The sequence below is a fragment of the Pseudomonas sp. efr-133-TYG-23 genome (assembly GCF_030209215.1).
Lineage (GTDB): Bacteria > Pseudomonadota > Gammaproteobacteria > Pseudomonadales > Pseudomonadaceae > Aquipseudomonas > Aquipseudomonas rhodesiae.
Genome location: NZ_JARVSL010000013.1, coordinates 144387 through 167059, shown reverse-complemented (window position 1 = coordinate 167059; position 22673 = coordinate 144387). Strand labels below are relative to the sequence as shown.

The 22673-nt window shown below is 59.9% G+C and carries 19 protein-coding genes and 2 tRNA genes; 12 read left to right on the top strand and 9 right to left on the bottom strand.

Annotation, left to right across the window (positions count from 1 at the left end; all coding sequences use genetic code 11):
* The first annotated feature begins 130 nt into the window (after positions 1 to 130).
* From rpsP to QRN41_RS08500, 9 genes are all read left to right on the top strand, one after another.
* A complete protein-coding gene (gene rpsP, locus QRN41_RS08540) occupies positions 131 to 382 on the top strand; it encodes a 30S ribosomal protein S16 (protein WP_003238923.1) in 252 nt (83 codons plus the stop codon).
* A gap of 5 nt (positions 383 to 387) precedes the next feature.
* On the top strand, positions 388 to 924 hold the full coding sequence (rimM, locus tag QRN41_RS08535) for a ribosome maturation factor RimM (RefSeq protein WP_034139188.1): 537 nt from the start codon (positions 388 to 390) through the stop codon (positions 922 to 924).
* Positions 906 to 1679: a tRNA (guanosine(37)-N1)-methyltransferase TrmD gene (trmD, locus tag QRN41_RS08530; RefSeq protein ID WP_024077235.1), complete on the top strand. Its 774-nt coding sequence runs from the start codon at positions 906 to 908 to the stop codon at positions 1677 to 1679. Before rimM ends, trmD begins: the two co-directional genes overlap by 19 nt.
* 45 nt (positions 1680 to 1724) lie before the next feature.
* Positions 1725 to 2075 carry a 50S ribosomal protein L19 gene (rplS, locus tag QRN41_RS08525; protein ID WP_003175895.1) on the top strand — a complete coding sequence of 117 codons (351 nt, stop codon included), beginning with the start codon at positions 1725 to 1727 and terminating at the stop codon, positions 2073 to 2075.
* A 109-nt stretch (positions 2076 to 2184) separates the two neighbouring features.
* Positions 2185 to 3081 (top strand): site-specific tyrosine recombinase XerD, encoded by an 897-nt coding sequence (gene xerD, locus QRN41_RS08520; protein ID WP_285421447.1) that lies wholly within the window; start codon positions 2185 to 2187, stop codon positions 3079 to 3081.
* A 140-nt stretch (positions 3082 to 3221) separates the two neighbouring features.
* On the top strand, positions 3222 to 3953 hold the full coding sequence (dsbC, locus tag QRN41_RS08515; protein ID WP_034100330.1) for a bifunctional protein-disulfide isomerase/oxidoreductase DsbC: 732 nt from the start codon (positions 3222 to 3224) through the stop codon (positions 3951 to 3953).
* 129 nt (positions 3954 to 4082) lie between these two features.
* Complete coding sequence (locus QRN41_RS08510) at positions 4083 to 5387, top strand: homoserine dehydrogenase (RefSeq protein WP_034100328.1); 1305 nt, start codon at positions 4083 to 4085, stop codon at positions 5385 to 5387.
* A gap of 103 nt (positions 5388 to 5490) precedes the next feature.
* Positions 5491 to 6900 (top strand): threonine synthase, encoded by a 1410-nt coding sequence (gene thrC, locus QRN41_RS08505; RefSeq protein WP_285421446.1) that lies wholly within the window; start codon positions 5491 to 5493, stop codon positions 6898 to 6900.
* 265 nt (positions 6901 to 7165) lie between these two features.
* On the top strand, positions 7166 to 7462 hold the full coding sequence (locus QRN41_RS08500; RefSeq protein WP_034100324.1) for a DUF3509 domain-containing protein: 297 nt from the start codon (positions 7166 to 7168) through the stop codon (positions 7460 to 7462).
* A gap of 172 nt (positions 7463 to 7634) precedes the next feature.
* Here the strand turns inward: QRN41_RS08500 and QRN41_RS08495 are convergent, their stop codons facing one another.
* Together QRN41_RS08495 and QRN41_RS08490 are read right to left on the bottom strand one after the other, a co-directional pair.
* A complete protein-coding gene (locus tag QRN41_RS08495) occupies positions 7635 to 8519 on the bottom strand; it encodes a TIGR02285 family protein (protein ID WP_285421445.1) in 885 nt (294 codons plus the stop codon).
* Positions 8519 to 9718: a CaiB/BaiF CoA transferase family protein gene (locus QRN41_RS08490; RefSeq protein ID WP_034100321.1), complete on the bottom strand. Its 1200-nt coding sequence runs from the start codon at positions 9716 to 9718 to the stop codon at positions 8519 to 8521. Before QRN41_RS08490 ends, QRN41_RS08495 begins: the two co-directional genes overlap by 1 nt.
* A gap of 148 nt (positions 9719 to 9866) precedes the next feature.
* On the opposite strand from QRN41_RS08490, the gene QRN41_RS08485 reads away from it, so the two are divergent.
* On the top strand, positions 9867 to 10409 hold the full coding sequence (locus tag QRN41_RS08485) for a YaeQ family protein (RefSeq protein WP_285421444.1): 543 nt from the start codon (positions 9867 to 9869) through the stop codon (positions 10407 to 10409).
* Between the two features lie 96 nt (positions 10410 to 10505).
* The gene (gene recJ, locus QRN41_RS08480; protein ID WP_285421443.1) at positions 10506 to 12215 is read left to right on the top strand and encodes a single-stranded-DNA-specific exonuclease RecJ; all 1710 of its coding nucleotides are present in this window, start codon (positions 10506 to 10508) and stop codon (positions 12213 to 12215) included.
* Between the two features lie 76 nt (positions 12216 to 12291).
* Here the strand turns inward: recJ and QRN41_RS08475 are convergent, their stop codons facing one another.
* The 4 genes from QRN41_RS08475 to QRN41_RS08460 all read right to left on the bottom strand — a co-directional run bounded on the left by QRN41_RS08475 (position 12292) and on the right by QRN41_RS08460 (position 16840).
* The gene (locus QRN41_RS08475) at positions 12292 to 13572 is read right to left on the bottom strand and encodes a virulence factor family protein (RefSeq protein ID WP_034139181.1); all 1281 of its coding nucleotides are present in this window, start codon (positions 13570 to 13572) and stop codon (positions 12292 to 12294) included.
* Complete coding sequence (gene mprF / locus QRN41_RS08470; RefSeq protein ID WP_094065472.1) at positions 13572 to 16214, bottom strand: bifunctional lysylphosphatidylglycerol flippase/synthetase MprF; 2643 nt, start codon at positions 16212 to 16214, stop codon at positions 13572 to 13574. The genes QRN41_RS08475 and mprF overlap by 1 nt, the downstream gene beginning before the upstream one ends.
* A gap of 266 nt (positions 16215 to 16480) precedes the next feature.
* Positions 16481 to 16557: transfer RNA gene (locus tag QRN41_RS08465), tRNA-Met, on the bottom strand.
* A 206-nt stretch (positions 16558 to 16763) separates the two neighbouring features.
* Positions 16764 to 16840 (bottom strand) — tRNA-Met (locus tag QRN41_RS08460).
* A 279-nt stretch (positions 16841 to 17119) separates the two neighbouring features.
* Here QRN41_RS08460 and dinB point away from each other — a divergent pair.
* On the top strand, positions 17120 to 18178 hold the full coding sequence (gene dinB / locus QRN41_RS08455) for a DNA polymerase IV (RefSeq protein ID WP_285421442.1): 1059 nt from the start codon (positions 17120 to 17122) through the stop codon (positions 18176 to 18178).
* Between the two features lie 61 nt (positions 18179 to 18239).
* On the opposite strand, the gene QRN41_RS08450 is transcribed toward dinB, so the two are convergent.
* From QRN41_RS08450 to QRN41_RS08440, 3 genes are all read right to left on the bottom strand, one after another.
* The gene (locus QRN41_RS08450) at positions 18240 to 19193 is read right to left on the bottom strand and encodes a hypothetical protein (protein WP_034139178.1); all 954 of its coding nucleotides are present in this window, start codon (positions 19191 to 19193) and stop codon (positions 18240 to 18242) included.
* Positions 19194 to 19213: 20 nt separating this feature from the next.
* The gene (locus QRN41_RS08445; RefSeq protein ID WP_034139177.1) at positions 19214 to 20929 is read right to left on the bottom strand and encodes a proline--tRNA ligase; all 1716 of its coding nucleotides are present in this window, start codon (positions 20927 to 20929) and stop codon (positions 19214 to 19216) included.
* Between the two features lie 191 nt (positions 20930 to 21120).
* A complete protein-coding gene (locus QRN41_RS08440) occupies positions 21121 to 22653 on the bottom strand; it encodes an AmpG family muropeptide MFS transporter (RefSeq protein ID WP_034115007.1) in 1533 nt (510 codons plus the stop codon).
* Between the last annotated feature and the right edge of the window lie 20 nt (positions 22654 to 22673).

Sequence of the window (22673 nt, the reverse complement as noted above, 5' to 3'; positions counted from 1 at the left end):
GGTACGCCCATAGGCGCCAGAAAAAGACATTTGCAAAAGTCCGGATATTCCTTAGAATATGCGGCCTTTCGGGCACCTATGCCCGCTGTGCATTTAGATTTGCAGCACCGACTACAGGAACGATGTTCACATGCTAACAATCCGTCTTGCCCTTGGCGGCTCCAAAAAGCGCCCGTTTTACCACTTGACCGTAACTGACAGCCGCAACCCACGTGACGGCTCTCACAAGGAACAAGTTGGCTTCTTCAACCCGATCGCTCGTGGTCAAGAAGTCCGCCTGTCCGTGAACCAAGAGCGCGTAGCCTACTGGCTGAGCGTTGGTGCACAGCCTTCTGAGCGTGTTGCCAAGTTGTTGAAGGACTCGGCTAAGGCCGCAGCCTGAGCAATATGAGCGCGACGCCAGCGGTTGCTGATGATTTGATCGTTATCGGCAAGATTTATTCTGTTCATGGCGTTCGCGGCGAAGTGAAGGTGTATTCCTTTACTGATCCGACTGAAAACCTGTTGCAGTACAAGACCTGGACGCTCAAGCGCGAAGGTAGTGTGAAACAGGTCGAGCTGGTCAGTGGACGCGGGAGCGATAAGTTCCTGGTCGCAAAGCTCAAGGGTCTTGATGATCGTGAAGAAGCCCGTCTTCTGGCCGGTTATGAGATCTGCGTGCCGCGCAACCTGTTCCCTGAATTGACCGACGGCGAGTACTACTGGTACCAGCTGGAAGGTCTGAAGGTTATTGATCAACTGGGGCAATTGCTCGGGAAAATCGATCATCTTCTGGAAACCGGCGCCAATGATGTAATGGTGGTCAAGCCTTGCGCTGGCAGCCTGGATGATCGCGAACGCCTATTGCCCTATACCGAGCAATGCGTGTTGGCCGTCGACCTGGCAGCGGGCGAGATGAAGGTGGAATGGGACGCGGACTTCTAAGCGTGGCTAATTTGCGCATTGAAGTGATCAGTTTGTTTCCCGAGATGTTTTCCGCCATCAGCGAGTACGGCATCACCAGTCGGGCGGTGAAACAGGGGCTGTTGCAGCTTACCTGTTGGAACCCGCGAGACTACACGACGGATCGACATCACACTGTGGACGATCGCCCATTTGGCGGTGGCCCGGGCATGGTGATGAAGATCAAGCCCCTGGAAGACGCGTTGGTTCAGGCCAAGGCAGCTGCCGGGGAGAAGGCGAAGGTAATTTACCTGTCCCCTCAAGGCCGTCAGCTGAAACAGGCGGCGGTACGCGAACTGGCGAATGAGGAAGCACTGATCCTGATTGCCGGTCGCTATGAAGGCATTGACGAGCGGTTTATTGAAGCTCATGTCGATGAAGAGTGGTCGATTGGGGACTATGTTCTGTCTGGCGGCGAGCTGCCAGCGATGGTCCTGATAGATGCGGTTACACGACTGCTGCCTGGAGCTTTAGGGCATGCGGACTCCGCGGAGGAAGACTCCTTCACGGATGGTCTGCTGGATTGCCCGCACTACACCCGACCGGAGGTGTATGCGGATCAGCGTGTTCCCGACGTATTGCTAAGTGGCAATCACGCACACATCCGGCGTTGGCGTTTACAGCAGTCCCTTGGTCGGACCTATGAACGACGCGCCGATCTTCTGGAAAGCCGCTCGCTTTCTGGAGAAGAGAAGAAGCTGCTCGAGGAATACATCCTCGCGCGGGACGATAGTTAACAACGTATCGATGGTAGGTCCATTGACTTACCTTAGGAGCACAGCATGACTAACAAAATCATCCTTGCACTCGAAGCAGAGCAGATGACCAAAGAGATCCCTACCTTTGCCCCGGGCGACACCATTGTCGTTCAGGTGAAAGTGAAGGAAGGCGACCGTTCGCGTCTGCAAGCGTTCGAAGGCGTGGTAATCGCCAAGCGTAACCGTGGTGTGAACAGTGCTTTCACTGTTCGTAAAATCTCCAACGGTGTTGGCGTAGAGCGTACTTTCCAGACCTACAGCCCGCAGATCGACAGCATGGCCGTTAAGCGTCGCGGTGACGTACGTAAAGCCAAGCTGTACTACCTGCGTGACCTGTCCGGTAAAGCAGCTCGCATCAAGGAAAAACTGGCTTAAGTCCAGCTTCCGATGCAGAAAAAAGCAGCCTACGGGCTGCTTTTTTGTGCCTGCGATTTAAGGTCCGCGCTAGGATCTCTTTTCTATCTATTTTCCTGTTCGAGCCCCCATGCCTGCCATTGACCACCCTCTGATCGACCGTTTCCTCGACGCCCTTTGGTTGGAAAAAGGCCTGTCGGATAACACACGTCAGGCTTATCGCAGCGACCTGGCTCTGTTCAATGGCTGGCTGCAGGAAAAGAACCTCGAACTGATCAACGCCGGGCGTGAATTGATCCTTGATCATTTGGCCTGGCGCTTGGAGCAGAACTACAAGCCGCGTTCCACGGCGCGATTTCTCTCGGGCGTGCGAGGTTTCTATCGCTATCTGCTGCGGGAAAAACTCATCCCTCTCGACCCGACCTTGCAAATCGATATGCCGCAGTTGGGTAGGCCACTGCCTAAATCCCTGTCGGAAGCCGACGTGGAGGCCTTGCTCAATGCTCCTGATCTGAGCGAAGCCATCGGTCAGCGCGACCGCGCGATGCTGGAGGTGCTGTACGCCTGCGGTCTGCGGGTGACCGAGCTGATCAGTCTGACCTTGGAGCAGGTCAACTTGCGCCAGGGCGTGTTGCGGGTGATGGGCAAGGGCAGCAAGGAGCGGTTGGTGCCGATGGGAGAGGAGGCGATTGTGTGGGTCGAGCGCTACATGCGTGACGCGCGCAGTGAACTGCTCGGCGGGCGGCCCAGTGATGTGCTGTTCCCCAGTCAGCGTGGCGAGCAGATGACCCGTCAGACGTTCTGGCACCGCATCAAGCACCAGGCCAAGGTCGCCGGGATCGGCAAGGCGTTGTCGCCCCACACGCTGCGCCATGCTTTCGCCACGCATTTGCTCAATCATGGTGCGGATTTGCGCGTGGTGCAGATGCTGCTCGGCCACAGCGATTTATCCACAACCCAGATCTACACCCATGTGGCGCGTGCGCGCTTGCAGGATATGCACGCCAAGCACCATCCGCGCGGCTGAAAACCGCCAATTTATTCCGCCACGGGCTGCCCTGCGGCCCAACTGTGGTAGGCTTTGCCGGTTAGCAAAGGGGACGGTCCCGGCCCGTGTTTCCAGATCGGTGTTCCTTCCCGTCCCTGCATCTGCCTTCAGGAGTTCCCATGCGCTTGACCCAGATTATTGCCGCCGCAGCGATTGCGTTGGTTTCCTCGTTTGCCTTCGCTGATGATGCTGCCGAGCAGACCATTCGCAAGAGCCTGGCCAATCTGCAGCTCGACACACCGATCGAAAGCATCAGCGCCAGCCCCATGGCCGGTCTGTACGAGGTCAAGCTCAAGGGCAGCCGCGTGCTGTACGCCAGCGCCGATGGTCAGTACATCGTCCAGGGCTACCTGTTCCAGCTCAAGGACGGCAAGCCCGTCAACCTGACCGAGAAGGCCGAGCGCCTGGGCGTGTCCAAGCTGATCAATGGCATTCCCGTGGCTGAAACCGTGGTCTACCCGGCCATCGGCGAAACCAAGACCCACATCACCGTGTTTACCGACACCACCTGCCCGTACTGCCACAAACTGCACGCCGAAGTGCCTGAGCTGAACAAGCTGGGTGTGGAAGTGCGCTACGTCGCGTTCCCGCGTCAGGGGCTGGGCTCGCCGGGCGATGAACAATTGCAGGCCGTGTGGTGTTCAGCCGACAAGAAGGCGGCGATGGACAAGATGGTCGACGGTAAGGAAATCAAGGCCGCCAAATGCGCCAACCCGGTATCCAAGCAGTTCGCTCTCGGCCAGTCCATTGGCGTGAACGGTACACCGGCCATCGTATTAGCGGACGGCCAAGTGATTCCGGGCTACCAGCCGGCACCACAAGTTGCCAAACTGGCGCTGAGTGCCAAATAAACCAGCATCGTCGAATCTTTGACGATCGTGGTCCGCCGATGAGTCGACGGACCATTAATTGAAAGCCGCAGTTGTGCGGCTGTTTTCCACGGCCGACCTAGCGTCGGCCGTTTCATGGGGAGTTCTTCAGTGAAACCGGTCAAAGTAGGCATCTGTGGGTTAGGGACCGTCGGTGGCGGCACCTTCAACGTCCTTCAGCGTAACGCTGAAGAAATTTCGCGCCGTGCAGGGCGTGGAATTGAAGTGGCGCAAATTGCCACGCGTTCGCCAAAGCCTCAGTTCCAAACGACCGGTATTGCGATTACCAACGATGTCTTCGCCGTGGCCACCAACCCTGAAATCGATATCGTCATCGAGCTGGTCGGGGGCTACACCGTGGCCCGCGAGCTGGTGCTCAAAGCCATCGAGAACGGCAAGCATGTGGTCACCGCCAACAAGGCGCTGATCGCCGTGCATGGCAACGAAATTTTCGCCAAGGCCCGCGAGAAGGGCGTGATCGTGGCGTTCGAAGCCGCAGTGGCCGGCGGTATCCCGGTGATCAAGGCGATCCGTGAAGGCCTGTCGGCTAACCGTATCAACTGGGTGGCCGGCATCATCAACGGCACCGGTAACTTCATCCTCACCGAAATGCGCGAGAAGGGCCGCACCTTCGAAGACGTGCTGGCCGAAGCCCAGGCTCTGGGCTACGCCGAAGCCGATCCGACCTTCGACGTGGAAGGCATCGACGCGGCACACAAGCTGACCATCCTGGCGTCCATCGCCTTTGGTATCCCGCTGCAATTCGACAAGGCCTACACCGAAGGCATCACCAAGCTGACCACCGCCGACGTCAACTACGCCGAAGCCTTGGGCTACCGCATCAAGCACCTGGGCGTGGCTCGCAGCACGCCGGCGGGTATCGAGTTGCGTGTGCACCCGACGCTGATCCCGGCCGACCGCCTGATCGCCAACGTCAATGGCGTGATGAACGCGGTGATGGTCAACGGTGACGCCGCAGGTTCGACCCTGTTCTACGGCGCCGGCGCCGGCATGGAGCCTACGGCTTCGTCGGTGATCGCCGACCTGGTGGACGTGGTTCGCGCCATGACCAGCGACCCGGAAAACCGTGTGCCGCACCTGGCCTTCCAGCCGGACTCGCTGTCGGCCCACCCGATTCTGCCGATCGAGGCTTGCGAAAGCGCCTACTACCTGCGCATCCAGGCCCAGGATCACCCGGGCGTGTTGGCTCAGGTGGCCAGCATCCTGTCGGAGCGGGGCATCAACATCGAGTCGATCATGCAGAAGGAAGTCGAGGAGCAAAACGGCCAAGTGCCAATGATCCTGCTGACCCACCGCGTGCTCGAACAGCACATTAACGATGCCATCCAGGCACTGGAAGCGCTCCAGGGTGTGGTTGGGCCGGTTGTACGGATTCGCGTCGAACATTTGAATTAATCCAGCTGCAAGCTATTAGCTGCAAGCTGCAAGTAAAAGCCGATCAGCTTTAACTTGCCGCTTGTAGCTTGAAGCTTGAAGCTCAAACCAAAGGTTTGCTTTTATGCGCTACATCAGCACCCGCGGCCAGGCACCGGCCCTGAATTTCGAAGACGTCCTGCTGGCAGGTCTTGCCACCGACGGCGGTCTGTACGTGCCGGAAAACCTGCCACGTTTTACCCAGGAAGAAATTGCCTCCTGGGCTGGCCTGCCGTACCACGAGCTGGCGTTTCGGGTGATGCGCCCGTTCGTCACCGGTAGCATTCCAGATGCGGACTTCAAAAATATTCTGGAAGAAACCTACGGCGTGTTTTCCCACAGCGCCATCGCACCGTTGCGTCAGTTGAACGGCAACGAGTGGGTCTTGGAGCTGTTCCACGGCCCGACCCTGGCGTTCAAGGACTTTGCGCTGCAACTGCTGGGTCGCCTGCTGGATTACGTGCTGGCCAAGCGTGGCGAGCGCGTGGTGATCATCGGTGCCACCTCCGGTGATACCGGTTCGGCGGCGATTGAAGGCTGCAAGCACTGCGAAAACGTCGACATTTTCATCCTGCATCCGCACAAGCGGGTGTCGGAAGTGCAGCGCCGTCAGATGACGACTATCTTCGGCGACAATATCCACAACATCGCCATCGAAGGTAACTTCGATGACTGCCAGGAAATGGTCAAGAACAGCTTCGCCGACCAAAGCTTCCTCAAGGGCACGCGTCTGGTGGCGGTGAACTCGATCAACTGGGCGCGGATCATGGCTCAGATCGTCTACTACTTCCACGCAGCCCTGCAGTTGGGCGGCCCAGCGCGTTCGGTGTCGTTCTCGGTGCCGACCGGCAACTTCGGCGACATCTTCGCCGGTTACCTGGCGCGCAACATGGGCCTGCCGATCAACCAATTGATCGTCGCCACCAACCGCAACGACATCCTGCACCGCTTTATGAGCGGCAACCAGTACGTCAAGGAAACCCTGCACGCTACCTTGTCGCCGTCCATGGACATCATGGTGTCGTCGAACTTCGAGCGTCTGCTGTTCGACATGCACGGTCGCAACGGTGCGGCCATTGCCGGTTTGATGGACAACTTCAAGCAAGGCGGCGGTTTTAGCGTCGAGCAAGAGCGCTGGACCGAAACCCGCAAGTTGTTCGATTCCCTGGCCGTGGACGATGCACAGACCTGCGAAACCATCGCTGAAGTCTATGCCCAGACCGGCGAGCTGCTCGACCCGCACACTGCCATCGGCGTGAAGGCCGCACGGGAGTGCCGTCGCAGCCTAGACATCCCGATGGTGATCCTGGGCACGGCCCACCCGGTCAAGTTCCCGGAAGCGGTGGAAAAGGCGGGCGTTGGCAAGGCGCTGGAGTTGCCGACGCACCTGGCGGACCTCTTCGAGCGTGAAGAACGTTGCACCGTACTGGCCAATGACCTGAAGACCGTGCAGGCGTTTGTCAGCCAACACGGTAACCGAGGCAAGCCGCTGTAAGGCTGATTTGCCCGCGTAAGAGACGCCGCTTTCCCATTCGTGGGGCAGCGGCGTTTTTTTTTCGTTCGCCTCCGATAAACCCGCCAACACCTGCCATCGCGTGATCAGCGATAAGCCGCCGTTTTTTGCTTGTCATGTTCCAAGCGCAAGCTGAGCTGGATACCCCGAATGTCCATAGCGACGAAAAAGCGAACTTTCCTACGTGGCAATCGGTCATTTAGAAAAGATGCAGCGCTCGTTGAAACGATTGTTCCCGAACTATTGAATGGTGATCGAGATGGAAAGTATCAGCCTATTGCTCGAAGAAGCACTGAGCCCTTACCGGGTTACGCTGACCACCGTTGGCGTGCAAGGCGAATGCCTGGTGACCGTGAAGAATCCTGCCGGCGCTATCGTGGTGGAACGTGAAGTCGACCGCGCCCAGTTGATGGATAAGCGGGTGCTGGTAGATGTGGTCGATTGCCTGCTGCGCGACCTGAAAATCGCTGAAGGCCGCTTGGAACCGTCGGTGATCGCTGCTCTGCGCAATGCCGCCCAAACCCGTGGCGCTGCCTGCGCATGAAGAATTGTTCACTCATGGAAACTTCCTACAGCGTGCCCGGTCAGATTTTGTAACAGCAAGAGCAAACATTGTGCTCCGGTGTTTGTGGCTTGCTGTACTGGTCTTTAGATAGGCCACGTTTAACCCCGAAGTGTCTCCCCACTCTTCGGGGTTTCTTTTTGCCTGCGATTTGTCAGGGCTCGTTCCAGTCTTGAAAAAATTCCGGGTTGTCGCGCAGGTAATTCTGGCGCATCAGCGGGTCCAGCCAGGCGGCGTAGGCTTGTTGTATCTGCTTCTGCGGGATGTCACGCACCGCTTGATTGATGCGGGTGATGGCCTGGCGCCCCTGGGGCGTGTTCGAGCAGCCGATATGGGTGTGCTGATAGGGTGGGGAGCCTTTGATCGGGTAGAAACTCAAGTCGTCAGGTGCAATGCCTTGTTGCTGGGCGTGATAGCGGATCTCCGGCCAATAGCCGAGCACCGCTTCCAGTCTGCCCAGGCGTTGCATTTGCAGCAGGCTGCCCATGGCATCGTTGCCGTAGTGCAGGGCCAGGTGCTGGGTGTCGGTCTGCTTGAGCGCTTCATCGATATTCGGTCCATAGCTTCGTTCCGCAACAGCGCCTACCCGAGCTTCATGGGCAGCCAGAAACGCCTGCAGGTCCAACTGACCGTGGCTGATAAATCGCGCCAGTTGCTCACCCTGGCTGCTGCGGATGGCCGCGCCATTGCTGGCGACGACAAAGGCCTGTTTTGAAAACGCAACGTATGCCGCACGCTTCGCCGTCCAAAGCAACGAGGGATCGCAGATGAGCGTCCCCTCGCGCAGCATTTGCGTTCCGCGTGCGCGATTGACGTGCAGCACTTCGTGGCGATAGTCCGGCAGGCGCTCGATCAGCAGCGGCAGCAACTGATCCAAGGCGCCCTGGCCTTTGCCGGGGCCGTCGAAAATCGTCAATGGCGGCAAATCTCGCAGCAGCCAGATCACGGTATCTTGCGCGTTAGCCGAGGCTGGCCACACGCTGGCCAGTGCAGTCACCAGACAGAGCTGCGCAAACCCGCGTACGCACCCATGGCGCATCAGATGGCGCCTGCCTCGCGCAAGCGCACAATCGCTGCGGCGTCATAGCCCAGCTCACCCAGTACAGCGCCGTTATGCTCGCCCAGTTGCGGGCCCACCCACTCGCAACTGCCGGGGGTATCCGACAGCTTGGGCACGATGCCCGGCATCTTAAAATCCTTGCCACCCGGAAGCTGCGCCTTGAGGAACATCTCGCGGGCCAGAAATTGCGGGTCGCCCAGCATATCCTCGGCACTGTAGATGCGGCTGGCGGGCACCTCGGCACCATTCAATTGCTCGATCACCTGCTCCAGTGGCAGCGAATTGACCCAGCGATCGATTACGCCGTACAGCTCGTCACGGCGGCTGTCGCGCCCGTCATTGCTGGCCAGTTGTGGATCGTTGGCCAGGTCTTCGCGGCCGATGGCGGCCATGAAGCGCTTGAAGATCGCATCGCCATTGGCGCCGATCTGCACATGCTTGCCGTCCGCACTGGTATGGATCGAGGAGGGCGTGATACCGGGCATGATGTTGCCGGTGCGTTCGCGGATAAACCCGAACACGTCGAACTCGGGAATCATGCTTTCCATCATGGCGAAAATCGCTTCATACAGCGCGACATCGACCACCTGGCCCAGGCCGCCGTTAACCTCACGATGCCGCAGCGCCATCAGCGCACCGATCACCGCCCATAGCGCTGCAATGGAATCTCCGATGGAGATCCCGGTACGCACCGGCGGGCGGTCCTCGAAACCGGTGATGTAACGCAGCCCGCCCATGGACTCGCCCACGGCGCCAAACCCTGGCTGGTCCTTCATCGGCCCGGTCTGGCCAAAACCCGAGAGGCGCACCATGACCAGTTTCGGGTTGAGCGCGTGCAGGGTTTCCCAACTCAGGCCCAGTTTTTCCAACACGCCGGGACGGAAGTTTTCGATCAGGATGTCGGCGTCCGCCAGCAGTTGCTTAAGAATGGCCAGGCCATCCGGGTGCTTGAGGTTCAGCGTGAGGGATTTCTTGTTGCGCGCCTGCACGAACCACCACAGCGATGTGCCTTCATACAGCTTGCGCCATTTGCGCAGCGGATCGCCGCCGTCCGGGGATTCGACCTTGATGACCTCGGCGCCGAATTCTGCGCAGATACGTGAGGCGAACGGGCCCGCGATCAGGGTGCCGAGTTCGATGACTTTCAGGCCGGCAAGCGGTTTGGCATTAAACGACATGGGGATCCTTGGCTGCGCAGAACAGGTGTGTGATGCCTTTTAACATAGGCGAGGGGCCCAGGGATAAGGGTGATGCAGCGCAGGATTCGTTGATTGGCCTCGCCATCGGTTAGACTGGCCGCCTTTCCTTGTCTCTAGAAGCCCGTTCATGGCCCAGCCGTCCACGACCTACAAATTCGAACTCAACCTCACCGACCTCGACCGTTCGGTGTACGAGAGCGTCAAACAGACCATCGCCCGCCACCCGTCGGAGACCGAAGAGCGCATGACCGTGCGTTTGCTGGCCTATGCCCTCTGGTACAACGAGCAGTTGTCGTTTGGGCGTGGTTTGTCAGATGTAGACGAACCGGCCCTGTGGGAAAAAAGCCTGGATGACCGGGTTTTACACTGGATTGAAGTCGGCCAACCCGATGCCGATCGCCTGACCTGGTGCTCGCGCCGCACCGAGCGCACCAGCCTGCTGGCCTACGGCAGCCTGCGCGTTTGGGAAGGCAAAGTGGTGCCGGTCGCCGCTAACCTGAAGAACGTGAACATCGCGGCTGTGCCGCAGGAAGTCCTCGAAACCCTGGCCAAGGACATGCCCCGGGTGATCAAGTGGGATGTGATGATCAGCGAAGGCACGATGTTCGTCACCGACGACCGTGGCCAGCATGAAGTGCAGCTGCAGTGGCTGGTCGGCGAGCGTGGTTGAAACGGTCGGAAGGGGCCTGCCCCTCCCACGTCGCCTGTCAGTTGATTTCAGCCTTGCCGTTTAACCGTCTTATTAAAGAGAAGTTTCCTTCACCCCATGCGTATCGATCCTCGTCCGTTGCCCGCCGTCCTGCCGTTTCTCGGTGACTTGCCGCCCCTGTTGACCCGCCTTTACGCCGCGCGCGGGGTGCAGTCCGAGGCCGAGCTGGACAAGAGCCTGGCGCGGTTGATTCCCTACCAGCAGCTCAAGGGTATCGATACCGCGGTGGACTTGCTGGTGACCGCGCTGGAGCAACGCCAGCGCATCCTGATCGTGGGCGACTTCGATGCCGATGGCGCCACGGCCAGCGCCGTCGGCACCCTGGGCCTGCGGTTGCTGGGTGCGGCCCATGTCGATTATCTGGTGCCCAACCGCTTCGAATACGGTTATGGCCTCACGCCGGAAATCGTCGCCGTGGCGCTGCAGCGCGAGCCGCAACTGCTGATCACCGTGGACAACGGCATTTCCAGCGTCGAAGGCGTGGCAGCGGCAAAAGCGGCGGGGCTGAAGGTGCTGGTCACCGACCACCACTTGCCGGGGGAAGAGTTGCCGGCGGCGGACGCCATCGTCAATCCGAACCAGCCTGGCTGCACGTTCCCCAGCAAAGCCCTGGCCGGTGTCGGCGTGATTTTCTACGTATTGATGGCCCTGCGCGCACGCCTGCGCGAGTTGGGGTGGTATGCGAACACACCACAGCCCAATATCGGGGACCTGCTCGATCTGGTAGCCCTGGGCAGCGTCGCCGACGTGGTGCCCCTGGACGCCAACAATCGCATTCTCGTCCATCAGGGGCTGGAGCGTATTCGCGCCGGGCGCGCGCGACCGGGGATCAAGGCAATCCTTGAAGTGGCCAAGCGCGATGCGGCGCGAATCACCTCCACCGATCTGGGTTTTATCCTCGGGCCACGGCTCAACGCCGCCGGGCGCCTGGACGATATGAGCCTGGGTATCGAATGCCTGCTGACTCGCGATTTCGCTGCGGCGCGTGAGATGGCCGCGCAACTGGACGGCATGAACCAAGACCGTAAATCCATCGAGCAGGGCATGCAGCGCGAGGCCCTGGCCCAGCTCAAGGACTTGCCGGTGGACTCCATGCCCTATGGCCTGTGCCTGTTCGATCCGGAGTGGCATCAGGGGGTGATCGGCATCCTGGCGTCGCGCATGAAAGAACGCTATTTCCGCCCGACCATCGCCTTTGCCGACGCCGGTGACGGTCAGCTTAAAGGCTCAGGGCGATCTGTGCCGGGTTTCCATATCCGTGACGCGCTGGCTGTAGTCGCTAGCCAGCATCCCACGCTGATCTCAAAATACGGCGGACACGCCATGGCGGCGGGGCTGACGTTGCCTGAGGAAAATTTCCCGCTGTTCGCTGAAGCTTTCGATGCCGAAGTGCGTCGGCAATTGCGTGAAGAAGACCTCACCGGGCGCCTGCTGTCCGATGGCACCTTGGCGGTGGAGGAATTCCACCTGGAACTGGCCCGCGCTCTGCGGCATGCCGGCCCTTGGGGCCAGCACTTTCCCGAGCCGTTGTTTCACGGGGTGTTCCAGTTGGTAGAGCAGCGGGTGGTGGGGGAGCGGCACCTGAAGGTGGTGCTCAAGAGTGAGTGCGGTTCGGTGAAGCTCGACGGCATCGCGTTCGGGGTGGATCGGGAAGTCTGGCCGAACCCGACGGTGCGTTGGGTGGAATTGGCCTACAAGCTGGATGTGAACGAGTTTCGTGGCAATGAAACCGTGCAACTGATGATTGCCCACATCGAACCGCGCTAGATTTTACTAAGGCCGCAAAACAACTGTGGGAGGGGGCAAGCCTCCTCCCACAGTTTGTTTGGCGTACAGCCCGGAATTACTCGGACTTGGCCTGGTGCTTGACGATGATATCTACCAGGCGTTTGGCCAGTGCCGGGTAGTTCTCGTCGAAGTGATGGCCGCCCGGCAGCTTCAAGGCTTCGCCCACGGCAGTCTTATCGGTGCAGCCGCTCTCATCGACTTCTTCGGCACCGTAGATGCATACCACTTTGTCCGCTGGCAACTTGGCCATTTCCGGCCCGGTGGCGGCCTCTTTGCCGGCGTTACCCAACCAGCCTTCCACTTCGATTTCAAAGCTGCCGGTGCGGGCGAAGGCCAGCAGGATTATCGCATCGACCCGCTGTTGCTCGTTTTCCGGCAGGCGGTTGTAGATAGCGGGCAGGACGTCGGCGCCGAATGAGTAGCCGGTCAATACGAAACGTTTGGTGCCCCACTTCTGCCGGTAGTGCTGCATCAGCTCGGTGAGGTCCTTGGCGCTTTGTTCCGGGGTCTTGTGCTGCCAGTAGTAGCGCAGGGTGTCGATACCGACCACGGGGTAGCCGATCTTGGCCATCTCGCTGGCCACATCGCGGTCCAGGTCGCGCCAGCCGCCGTCACCGGAGAGAAACAGCGTGACGGTGTCCTTGGCTTGCCCGGCCGGCACTTCAACCACCGGGATCGCCAGGCCGCCGTTGTCCGAACCCACCAATTGCTTGCGCAGCTCGTTGTTCAGCACCTGCGGGTAATGAATGTCGTAGTCGCTGATGCTGGTAGTGGCGCGCGGCGTATCGCGTACGAAACTGGCGCTTTCGTCGTCAGGGTTGTCGTTCCAGGCCACCAGCCAGTTGCCGTGGGCGGCGGTCTTCGGCAGCGGATCCTTGCAACCTTCCTGCACCAGGGCAAAGCCAACGGAGATGGCATTGGCCTTATCGTCGTTCTGTGTGGCCAGCCAGCGCCACGCGAGGGCTGCGCCGGGGCCGATGCCGCTGACCAGGGTCGCTGGGCCTTTGAGCTGCGCCAGAGCGCCTTGCAAGGCTTGTTCTTGTAGCTTGCAGTCATCCTTGGGCAGCACCACCTGCACGATCTGCGCTTTACCGCCCTGGCTCAGGGCAAGCAATTGACTGTCGGCCAACACGTCGTCGGCCATCACCGCCACGATCACACGGGCTTTGGCATTGCCGTTCGGGGTCACGCGGGTCATCGCAACACCATCGGCCTGGGGCAACTGCTCCAGGGTGGGCTGCGGGGCAGGGCGGTTCCAGTACCAAAAGCCGCCGCCCAGGATCAGGGCGAGCAGCACTACAAAGGCCAATACATACCGCCAGGAGCGTCGAATCATCAGCGTTTCACCAGTCCAGTCAAGCCGCCCGCGATCAGGGCGGCGGTATCGGCCAATGCCACCAGCGGATCGAGTCCGGCGGGCACGGCCATGTAACGAGGTTCCCAGTCGGGCTGGAACTTGTCTTTGAAGCGGCGCAAACCTTGGAAGTTATACAGTTGCTCGCCGCGGCGGAACACCATCGAGCCCAAGCGCTGGGTCAGCGGAGCGCCGCGTCGCGGTTGTAGGCCCGACAGCGGCACCATGCCGAGGCTGAAGCGGGCGTAGCCGTGGGTTTTGTAGTGTTGAATCAGGCCGACCATCATGAATTCCATGGTCAACTTGGGTGCATCCGGGTGCGCGCGCATCAGGTCCAGGCTGGCCAGGTCGTGGCTGTAGGTTTCGAGCAGGTTGGCGAAGGCAACCGGGCGCCCTTCGAAGCGAATAATCGCAATGCGAAAGTGCTTAAGGTAGTCGTCGCTGAAGCGCCCCAGGGAAAAGCCTTTTTCCCGCACGTTCTTACCGGTCAGCCAGGCATCGGAAATGACCTTTAGCTCCTCCATCGGCGCCGTGCCCGGTTCGCAGATCTCCAGGGACAAACCGTCCCGGGTGCCGCGGTTCCAGGTGTAACGCAGATCCTTCATCTCTTTGCCCTTGGCTTCCAGGTCAAAGCGCTTGAGGTCGACTCGGGCTTCTTCGCCCAACTTGATCGCGGTCAGGCCGATATCCATGTAGTACGGCAGGTTCTCCGCCCGCACTTGGTAGAACACTGGGCGCGCGTGGTGGATGTCACATAGGTCGCGGAATTGCCAGATCATCTCGGCCCGTTGTTGGGTCGGGCCGATCGGATCGTACAAGGCCACCAGGCTGCGTCCACGACGGGCGTACATCAGGAACGCCTCATCGTTGGGGTGAAACAGCAGGGCTTTGTCGCCGGTCAATGCCAGGCCGCCGTCGGGTTGGGACGAAGCCATTAAAATCTTGGTGGCACGCTCCAGTTCTTCCGGCGTCGGCAAATGGATCACCGGGCGCGCGGTGCGCAGCAGCCAGGTCAGCGACACTATCACCAGCAACACCGCTGCGCCCAGCAACGAGCGCAGGCCACGCGGCGCGTTGGCGTCGAGGGTGAATTGCCACCACAGTTGATGGCTGTAGGGGACATCTTGATAGGCAAACAGCAGCAGCCAGATTGAAGCCCCCAGCACGCAGACGCTGGCCACCAGGTACAGCGGCGAAAACGGTAGCTCGGTCAGTCGGCTGGCGCGGTAGAACGAGCGTCGAAAGATCGCCAGCAGCACCGCAGTCATGGTCATCAGGGTGGCTTCTTCCCAGTCGAAGCCTTTAAGCAGCGAGAGCAGGGCGCCGACCAGCAGCAGCACCATGGTCAGCATCCAGGCGGCCGACAAACGTCGACGCAAGCCTTGAGCGAGCAGCAGGCACAGCACGCCGATCAGGCTGGCGCCGAAGTGGGACGCGTCAATCAGGCGGTGGGGAATCAGGAAGCCGATGTTTTCCAGGCGTGAATCGATTTCCGGCGTGGCGCCGGAAAACAGCAGGACCACGCCGGACAAAAAAACCAGTACGGCCAACACCGGTGCCGCCAGGCCCGAGGCAACCCGCAGGCTCTGCTGGGTTTGGAACAGGCGCTGGGCCTCGTTGACCAGCAGGAACACACAGGCAATCAACAGCGGCAGCACCACATAGATCATGCGATACAGCAGCAGCGCGGCCGCCAATGGCGCGGCGCCGAGCTTATCGGCGAAGGCGGCGAGCAGGATCGCCTCGAACACCCCCACACCGCCTGGTACATGGCTGAGCACGCCCGCGGCCAGGGCCAACAGGTACACCAGCAGGAACGGCCCGAAGGGCGGCGCCTCCGGTAGCAACATATAAAGGACGGTGGCAGCGGCGGCGACGTCCAGCGCGGTGATGATCAACTGAAGGAAGGTCAGGCGACGCCCGGGCAGGCGCAGCGTACGGCGGCCGACTTTGACCAGCAGGTTGTCAGCAAACGGTTGTTCCGGCAGGCGACGGCGATAAATGCCGATGCACAGCACCGTCGACAGCAATAGTACGGCGCCGGCTATGCCGCCGAGCAGTATCTGCGGCAGATGCAGGTAGGTGGCGGCTGCCGGCAGGTTGCTCAAGGTCGCCAGAGCGGCCAGCGGCGGCAGGGCAGTACCCAGGGCCAGGCTGGCAAACACCGTCATGCGCGCCACCTCCGAAGCCCCGATGCCGTGGCGGGCATAAAGACGGTAACGCACCGACCCGCCCGAGAGCATCGACAGGCCAATGGCGTTGCCGATGGCAAATGCGGTAAAGCCGCCGAGGGCCAGAGTCTTGGCGGGTAGGTTCACCCCTGCGTAGCGGGCGCCGGAAAATTCATAGCCCAGCAGGATCACAAAGCCGGCGACGGCCGCGGCGAAGGCTCCCAGTAAGGCTGGCTTGGGCACTTCCAGGATGGAGTCGTGGAGAGCGTAGAGATCCAGCTCCAGCAACAGGTGTCGACAGGCGATCAGGGCGATTGCAAACAGCAACAACGTAACGGCCAGGCCGATCGGCTGTCGGTATTTGCTCAATAGATCAAGCCAACGCAAACGGGTAGGGGCGATCGGTTGGGTTGCAGTCACGGAGTCTTGTGGTTCAGACGAGTTGGCGCGCATCAATCACCTCTAGGATTGTGCGCGACAGGATGGGGGTATCCAGCCAAGTTACCAATCCCTATGGACAAAATAATTACAAATATTAACGCGTATCACCGGGGGCGGCGACTGCGACCATCGGTCGTAGAGGAGTAAGCATAGCGTGTGCTGAGATGGACTCCACAAACCCTGTACGGTTTCATGAAAGATGCCATGTCATTGTTTCAGAAGAACTTTTCCGCCAGATACAAAAAAGGCCACTCTTTCGAGTAGCCTTTCTTGATGTTTGGTTGCGGGAGCCGGATTTGAACCGACGACCTTCGGGTTATGAGCCCGACGAGCTACCAGACTGCTCCATCCCGCGTCTGTGGGCGGCATTCTACAGTCAGACGGCGAGGTGTCAACCGTTAATGACCTAATGGGTCAAATAAGTGTGAATTGATGGCCCTGCCTGCGCTTCGCACGGTAAGTCTACGGTGGGCAAAGATTTTTTTGTCTTACAATTTCCATACATGTCAAAACAGACGCGCACAAAAAAGGCCACTCTTTCGAGTAGCCTTTTTTGATGTTTGGTTGCGGGAGCCGGATTTGAACCGACGACCTTCGGGTTATGAGCCCGACGAGCTACCAGACTGCTCCATCCCGCGTCTGTGTGGCGGCATTCTACAGAGGAACGCGAGTGTGTCAACCCGTAAATCCAAGAAAAGCGCTTTGGGTTCAATCGGTTAGCGTTCGGTGAGGTGCGCCGAAAACACCGCGGGCCCAGTCAGGCCGAGGCTTTCAGCTCTATCGAGGTGGTGAATTCGATTGAGAAAATAAATCCATGGAGGAGAATTCCTACCGTTCAGGCGGAAGATTCAAACTACTGGTGCTATATACAGGGGTGGATGCGATACTGATCGCCCGTTGAATTGCCCCTTCTATTTATGACGCAGCGCAAAATCATCCACGTTGACTGTGATTGCTTCTACGCCGCCATCGAGATGCGCGATGACCCGAGTCTGGCGCAGAAGCCTCTGGCGGTCGGTGGTTCAGCCGATCGTCGAGGGGTGATTGCCACCTGTAACTATGAAGCGCGGGCCTACGGGGTGCGATCGGCGATGTCGTCACGGCATGCCTTGAAGCTGTGCCCGGACCTGACCATCGTCAAGCCGCGCATGGATGCTTATAAAGAGGCGTCGAAGGAAATCCAGACCATCTTTCGCGACTACACCGACCTGATTGAACCGTTGTCGCTGGATGAAGCCTATCTGGACGTTTCCGACAGCCCGCATTTTGGCGGCAGCGCCACACGCATTGCCCAGGACATCCGTCGTCGCGTCTCCAATCAATTGCACATCACGGTGTCAGCTGGCGTGGCACCGAACAAGTTCCTGGCCAAGATCGCCAGCGATTGGAAGAAGCCCAATGGCCTGTTTGTGATCACGCCGGATCAGGTAGAAGCGTTTGTCTCGCAGTTGCGCGTAAGCAAGCTCCACGGCGTGGGCAAAGTTACCGCTGACAAACTGGCGCGCTTGGGCATTGAGGACTGCCTGCAGTTGCGCGAATGGAACAAGCTGGCGCTGGTGCGGGAATTCGGCAGTTTTGGCGAGCGACTGTGGAGTCTGGCCCGTGGCATCGATGATCGCTTGGTACAGAACGACAGCCGTCGGCAATCCATCAGTGTGGAAAATACCTACGATGTGGACCTGCCGGATCTCTCAAGCTGCCTGGCTAAATTGCCCGAACTGATGGAAACCCTGGCCGGGCGCATGGCGCGCATCGACAACAGTTATCGCGCGTGCAAGCCGTTCGTGAAGGTGAAGTTTCATGACTTTACCCAGACCACCTTGGAGCAGGCCGGGGCAGGGCGGGATCTGGAGAGTTATCAACAGTTGATGACCCAAGCGTTCAATCGCGGCGGCAAGCCGGTGCGTCTGCTGGGGATCGGGGTACGGTTGTTGGACCTCAGTGGCGGTAACGAACAGCTAGAATTCGCCTGGTAGAAATCGCCAATCAAAATGTGGAAGGGGCTCCTCCCACATCCATCTCCAACCCTTTGAGCTCTCAGCGTGCGCCTGGATCTGCCACGAGTCGCCCCGCATCCTTGGTCAGCGCTTGCAGGAATTCCTGCTGCAACTCCGGATCATTGCGGGTCAGTTCGATCAGGCTTTGTTCCAGCTCGCTGGCTTCTTCTTCCAGACCCAGCTCCGACAGGCGCTTGACCCGGTGTACCCACTGGCTGACTTCGTCGTCTTCCAGATCGTCGTAGATCAAGCCGTGGGCTTCGAGCAACTTGCCGCGCAGGGTCTTGCTGATAGCCAGGGTCGAGTCCGAGTGCGCGTCGTCCTGACCATCCTCCACGCTGATCTTCAAAGTGGTGACATGGTTAAGGTCCTGCTCGGCGAACGGGCTGTCCAACAGGTTCAGGCGCAGCACGCCGTTACGGTCGGTGGTCAGCTCGTGGGTGTGTTGGCCGGCGGTGACCTGCACGGGACGCTCGCTCCACGGCAGGCTTGAATAATCCAGGCGCTTGTCGCGCTGAACTTCATCAATACCCGCAAGGTTCTGTTGCGCGCGTCCATGGGATTGCACGTTCATGAACGGGTTGAGCCCGTCTATGCCGTAGATCAGCCAGTCATGGGTCATGCTCGAAGGCAGGTTGCCGAGGGCGAAGATGTTCGCCACATTGGCGCCCGCGCCCGCCACCAGGGCCACCGCGCCCAGGGGCATCTCGTAGACTTTGCGCCAAGGCTGATAGGGGGTGTAACGGTCGTAATGCCGGGTGACTTCGAACTCGGTGACCTCGAAGGTCTTCTGCTCGTGAATGCGAACCCGGCGTTGCGGCAGTTCCAGCACTTTGGGTTCGCCTACATCGATCTGCAGGCTGTGATCGAGCAATTTGCGCTCGACCCGCTCCTCGTGCTCACTGCGTTGCGACATATGATTGGCGCAGCCGCTGACCAGCAGGGCGCCGCACAAGGCGGCGCCCCCCAGGGCTCTGGTGTTTCGCTTGAACATGACTTCTCTTGATCTGGTTTTCAGCGACGAATACGCGCCTGAAGGAAAGACAGCACGTCAGCCACCGGCAACGGTTGGGCTTCGGCTTCGGTCCGGCTCTTGTATTCCAGATTGCCATCGGCCAGGCCGCGGTCGCTGACCACGATCCGGTGTGGGATGCCAATCAGTTCCATGTCGGCGAACTTGATGCCAGGGCTGGTTTTCTTGTCCCGGTCATCGAGCAGCACTTCAAAACCGGCGGCCGTCAATTCGGCATACAGTTTGTCGGTGGCTTCGCGTACTTGCTCGGTTTCGTAGCGCAGCGGTACCAGCGCCACTTGGAACGGCGCCAGGGCGTCGCTCCAGATGATGCCTTTCTCGTCGTTGCTCTGCTCGATGGCAGCCGCCACTACGCGGGATACGCCTATACCGTAGCAACCCATTTCCAGGGTGATCGGCTTGCCGTTCTCGCCCAGCACTTCGCACTTCATCGCCTTGCTGTATTTGTTGCCCAGCTGGAAGATGTGCCCGACTTCGATGCCGCGCTTGATTTCCAGGGTACCCTTGCCATCCGGGCTTGGGTCGCCGGCCACCACGTTGCGCAGGTCGGCCACGGTCGGAACCGGCAGGTCACGCTCCCAGTTCACGCCGAAGTAGTGCTTGTCGTCGATGTTCGCACCGATACCGAAGTCGCTCATCAGCTCGACCGAGCGGTCGATGATGATCGGCAGCGGCAGGTTCAGCGGGCCCAGGGAGCCGGCGCCGGCGCCAATGGCGTCGCGCAGTTCGGCATCGCTGGCCATGACCAGCGGGCTGGCCACGCCTGGCTGCTGGGCGGCCTTGATTTCGTTGAGTTCGTGGTCGCCACGGATAACCAGGGCGATCAGCTTGCCTGCTTCCTCAGCGTGCACGATCAGGGTCTTGATGGTCTTTTCAATCGGCAGATTGAATTTCTCCACCAGGGCCGCGATGGTCTTGGTGTCCGGCGTGTCTACCAGGCGCAGTTCTTCGGTCGGGGCAGGGCGTGAGGTTTCCCGTGGCACGGCCTCGGCTTTCTCGATGTTCGCCGCGTAGTCGGAACCGTTGCTGAACACGATATCGTCTTCGCCGGACTCGGCCAGTACGTGGAATTCGTGGGAGCCGGCGCCGCCGATGGAACCGTTATCCGCTTCAACCGGGCGGAATTTCAGGCCCAGGCGCGTGAACACATTGCAGTAGGCCTGGTGCATGCGGTCGTAGGTGACCTGCAGGGACGCCTGGTCGGCGTGGAACGAATAGGCGTCCTTCATGATGAATTCGCGGCCACGCATCAAGCCGAAACGTGGGCGGATTTCATCACGGAATTTGGTCTGGATCTGATACAGGTTCAGCGGCAACTGTTTATAGCTGCTCAGCTCGTTGCGCATCAGGTCGGTAATGACTTCTTCATGGGTCGGGCCGGCGCAGAAGTCGCGGCCATGACGATCCTTGAAGCGCAGCAACTCAGGGCCGTACTCTTCCCAGCGCCCGGATTCCTGCCACAGCTCGGCCGGCTGGGTGCTCGGCATCAACACTTCCAGGGAGCCGGCGGCGTTCATTTCTTCACGAACGATGGCTTCGACCTTGCGCATCACCTTCAAGCCCATGGGCAGCCAGGTGTAAAGGCCGGAGGCCAGCTTGCGAATCATGCCGGCGCGCAGCATCAGTTGGTGGCTGATCACGACCGCATCGGAAGGCGTTTCTTTCTGTGTGGCGAGCAAATATTGACTGGTACGCATGGTAGGCCGTTGTCGGTTGCTTGGACTTGAAATGACTTGGGATTGTACGGGCGCGGGCTGCAGGAGTACAGGCATCAGAATGCAGAGGGGCATGTGGGATGGGGCTTGCCCCCGATAGCAGGGTGTCAGGCGCTAATGTGTTACTGACCTACCGGGGCAAGTCCAATCGTCGCAATGCCCCTCCCACATTGTCAGTCTTCAGCGGGTGGACTCAACCGAATCCGCCGATTTTCCTGGAACCAGTGCAACGCGATCAGCAGCAGCGTCGGCACACCCAGCATGCAGGTGATCAGGAAGAAGTTGTGGTAACCGAACTTCTCCACCATCACGCCCGAGTAGCCGCCAATCAAGCGCGGCAGCAGCAGCATGATCGAGCTGAGCAACGCATATTGGGTGGCGGAGAACTTGAGGTTGGTCAGGCTCGACAGATAAGCCACGAAGGCCGACGTGGCCATGCCCGAGCTGAAGTTATCCAGGGAAATGGTGAAAATCAGCATCTGCAGGTCCGGGCCCATATCGGCGAGCATCACGAACAGCAGGTTAGTGCCGGCCGACATGACGCCGCCGATAAACAGGATCGGCAGGATACCGAAGCGCACGATCAGCAAGCCGCCCATACCGGCGCCGAGCAGGGTCATGATCAGGCCGAAGATCTTGCTGACGCCGGCAATCTGGTCCTTGGTAAAACCCTGGTCGATGTAGAACACGTTGGCCATCACGCCCATCACCGTGTCGGACATGCGATAGGTGGCGATCAGTCCGAGCAGCAGCAGGGCCTGCCAACGGTAGCGCAGGATAAAGTCGTTGACTGGCGTCAGCACCGGCGCCAGGCCACGGCGGCCCATGGTCGACAGGCACAGGCAGGTCAGGGTGATATAGAGGATTGCGCGCAGGAAGGCGCGGTCTTCCATCAGCAAATCCCACAGGCTGACGCCCTGGAAGAGCACGCTGGCGAAATCGGTGTTGTACAGCTGAGTGAACATCGCCGGCACCGACACCAGCAGTACGATCAGCACGAACACCGAGGCCAGTTGATGCACGAAGCTGTAGCGGCCCGCCTGCAATTGGGTACGCAGCGGCACATTGGGCTCGCGCATGAACAGCGTGGTCAGCAGGGCTGGGATCATCAGCACGCCGAACAGCACGTAAGTGCCGGTCCATGCCGAGTGCTTATAGTTGAAACCGGTGGAGCCGAAACCTTCGGCAAAGAACAGCGCGCCTGCGGTGGCCAGCAGCGCGGCGATCCGGTAGCCGGACATATAGCTGGCGGCCAAGGCGGCCTGGCGGCTGTCGTCGGCGATTTCCAGGCGATAGGCGTCGACCGCGATGTCCTGGGTGGCGGAGGCAAAGGCAACGATCACAGCAATGGCGATCAGCCAGGACAAATGCTTCTGCGGATCGCAGAACCCCATGCCGATCAGGCCCAGGATGACCAGCGACTGCGCGAGCACCAGCCATGAACGGCGGCGCCCGAGCCTGCCCAGCAGCGGCAGGCGCCATTGGTCGAGCAGCGGCGACCAGACCCACTTGAAGGCGTAGGCCAGCCCGATCAGGCTGGCATAGCCGATGGTTTCGCGGGCCACACCGGCTTCGCGCAACCACACCGAAAGCGTCGAGAACACCAACATGTAAGGCATGCCGGCGGCGAAGCCGAGCAACAACAGCACTAACGTCGAGGGGCTGGCATAGGCAGCGAGCGCGGCGCGCCAGGTTTTACGGGGCATGGGCTGGAGTCTGCCTCAGA

Coding starts and splice junctions, on each gene's coding strand:
- QRN41_RS08445 (WP_034139177.1), bottom strand. CDS start 20,929: ATGCGTACCAGTCAATATTTGCTCGCCACACAGAAAGAAACGCCTTCC.
- thrC (WP_285421446.1), top strand. CDS start 5,491: ATGCGCTACATCAGCACCCGCGGCCAGGCACCGGCCCTGAATTTCGAA.
- recJ (WP_285421443.1), top strand. CDS start 10,506: ATGCGTATCGATCCTCGTCCGTTGCCCGCCGTCCTGCCGTTTCTCGGT.
- QRN41_RS08440 (WP_034115007.1), bottom strand. CDS start 22,653: ATGCCCCGTAAAACCTGGCGCGCCGCGCTCGCTGCCTATGCCAGCCCC.
- trmD (WP_024077235.1), top strand. CDS start 906: ATGGGACGCGGACTTCTAAGCGTGGCTAATTTGCGCATTGAAGTGATC.
- QRN41_RS08485 (WP_285421444.1), top strand. CDS start 9,867: ATGGCCCAGCCGTCCACGACCTACAAATTCGAACTCAACCTCACCGAC.
- dinB (WP_285421442.1), top strand. CDS start 17,120: ATGACGCAGCGCAAAATCATCCACGTTGACTGTGATTGCTTCTACGCC.
- dsbC (WP_034100330.1), top strand. CDS start 3,222: ATGCGCTTGACCCAGATTATTGCCGCCGCAGCGATTGCGTTGGTTTCC.
- QRN41_RS08475 (WP_034139181.1), bottom strand. CDS start 13,572: ATGATTCGACGCTCCTGGCGGTATGTATTGGCCTTTGTAGTGCTGCTC.
- mprF (WP_094065472.1), bottom strand. CDS start 16,214: ATGCGCGCCAACTCGTCTGAACCACAAGACTCCGTGACTGCAACCCAA.
- rimM (WP_034139188.1), top strand. CDS start 388: ATGAGCGCGACGCCAGCGGTTGCTGATGATTTGATCGTTATCGGCAAG.
- QRN41_RS08495 (WP_285421445.1), bottom strand. CDS start 8,519: ATGCGCCATGGGTGCGTACGCGGGTTTGCGCAGCTCTGTCTGGTGACT.
- QRN41_RS08490 (WP_034100321.1), bottom strand. CDS start 9,718: ATGTCGTTTAATGCCAAACCGCTTGCCGGCCTGAAAGTCATCGAACTC.
- rpsP (WP_003238923.1), top strand. CDS start 131: ATGCTAACAATCCGTCTTGCCCTTGGCGGCTCCAAAAAGCGCCCGTTT.
- rplS (WP_003175895.1), top strand. CDS start 1,725: ATGACTAACAAAATCATCCTTGCACTCGAAGCAGAGCAGATGACCAAA.
- QRN41_RS08450 (WP_034139178.1), bottom strand. CDS start 19,193: ATGTTCAAGCGAAACACCAGAGCCCTGGGGGGCGCCGCCTTGTGCGGC.
- xerD (WP_285421447.1), top strand. CDS start 2,185: ATGCCTGCCATTGACCACCCTCTGATCGACCGTTTCCTCGACGCCCTT.
- QRN41_RS08500 (WP_034100324.1), top strand. CDS start 7,166: ATGGTGATCGAGATGGAAAGTATCAGCCTATTGCTCGAAGAAGCACTG.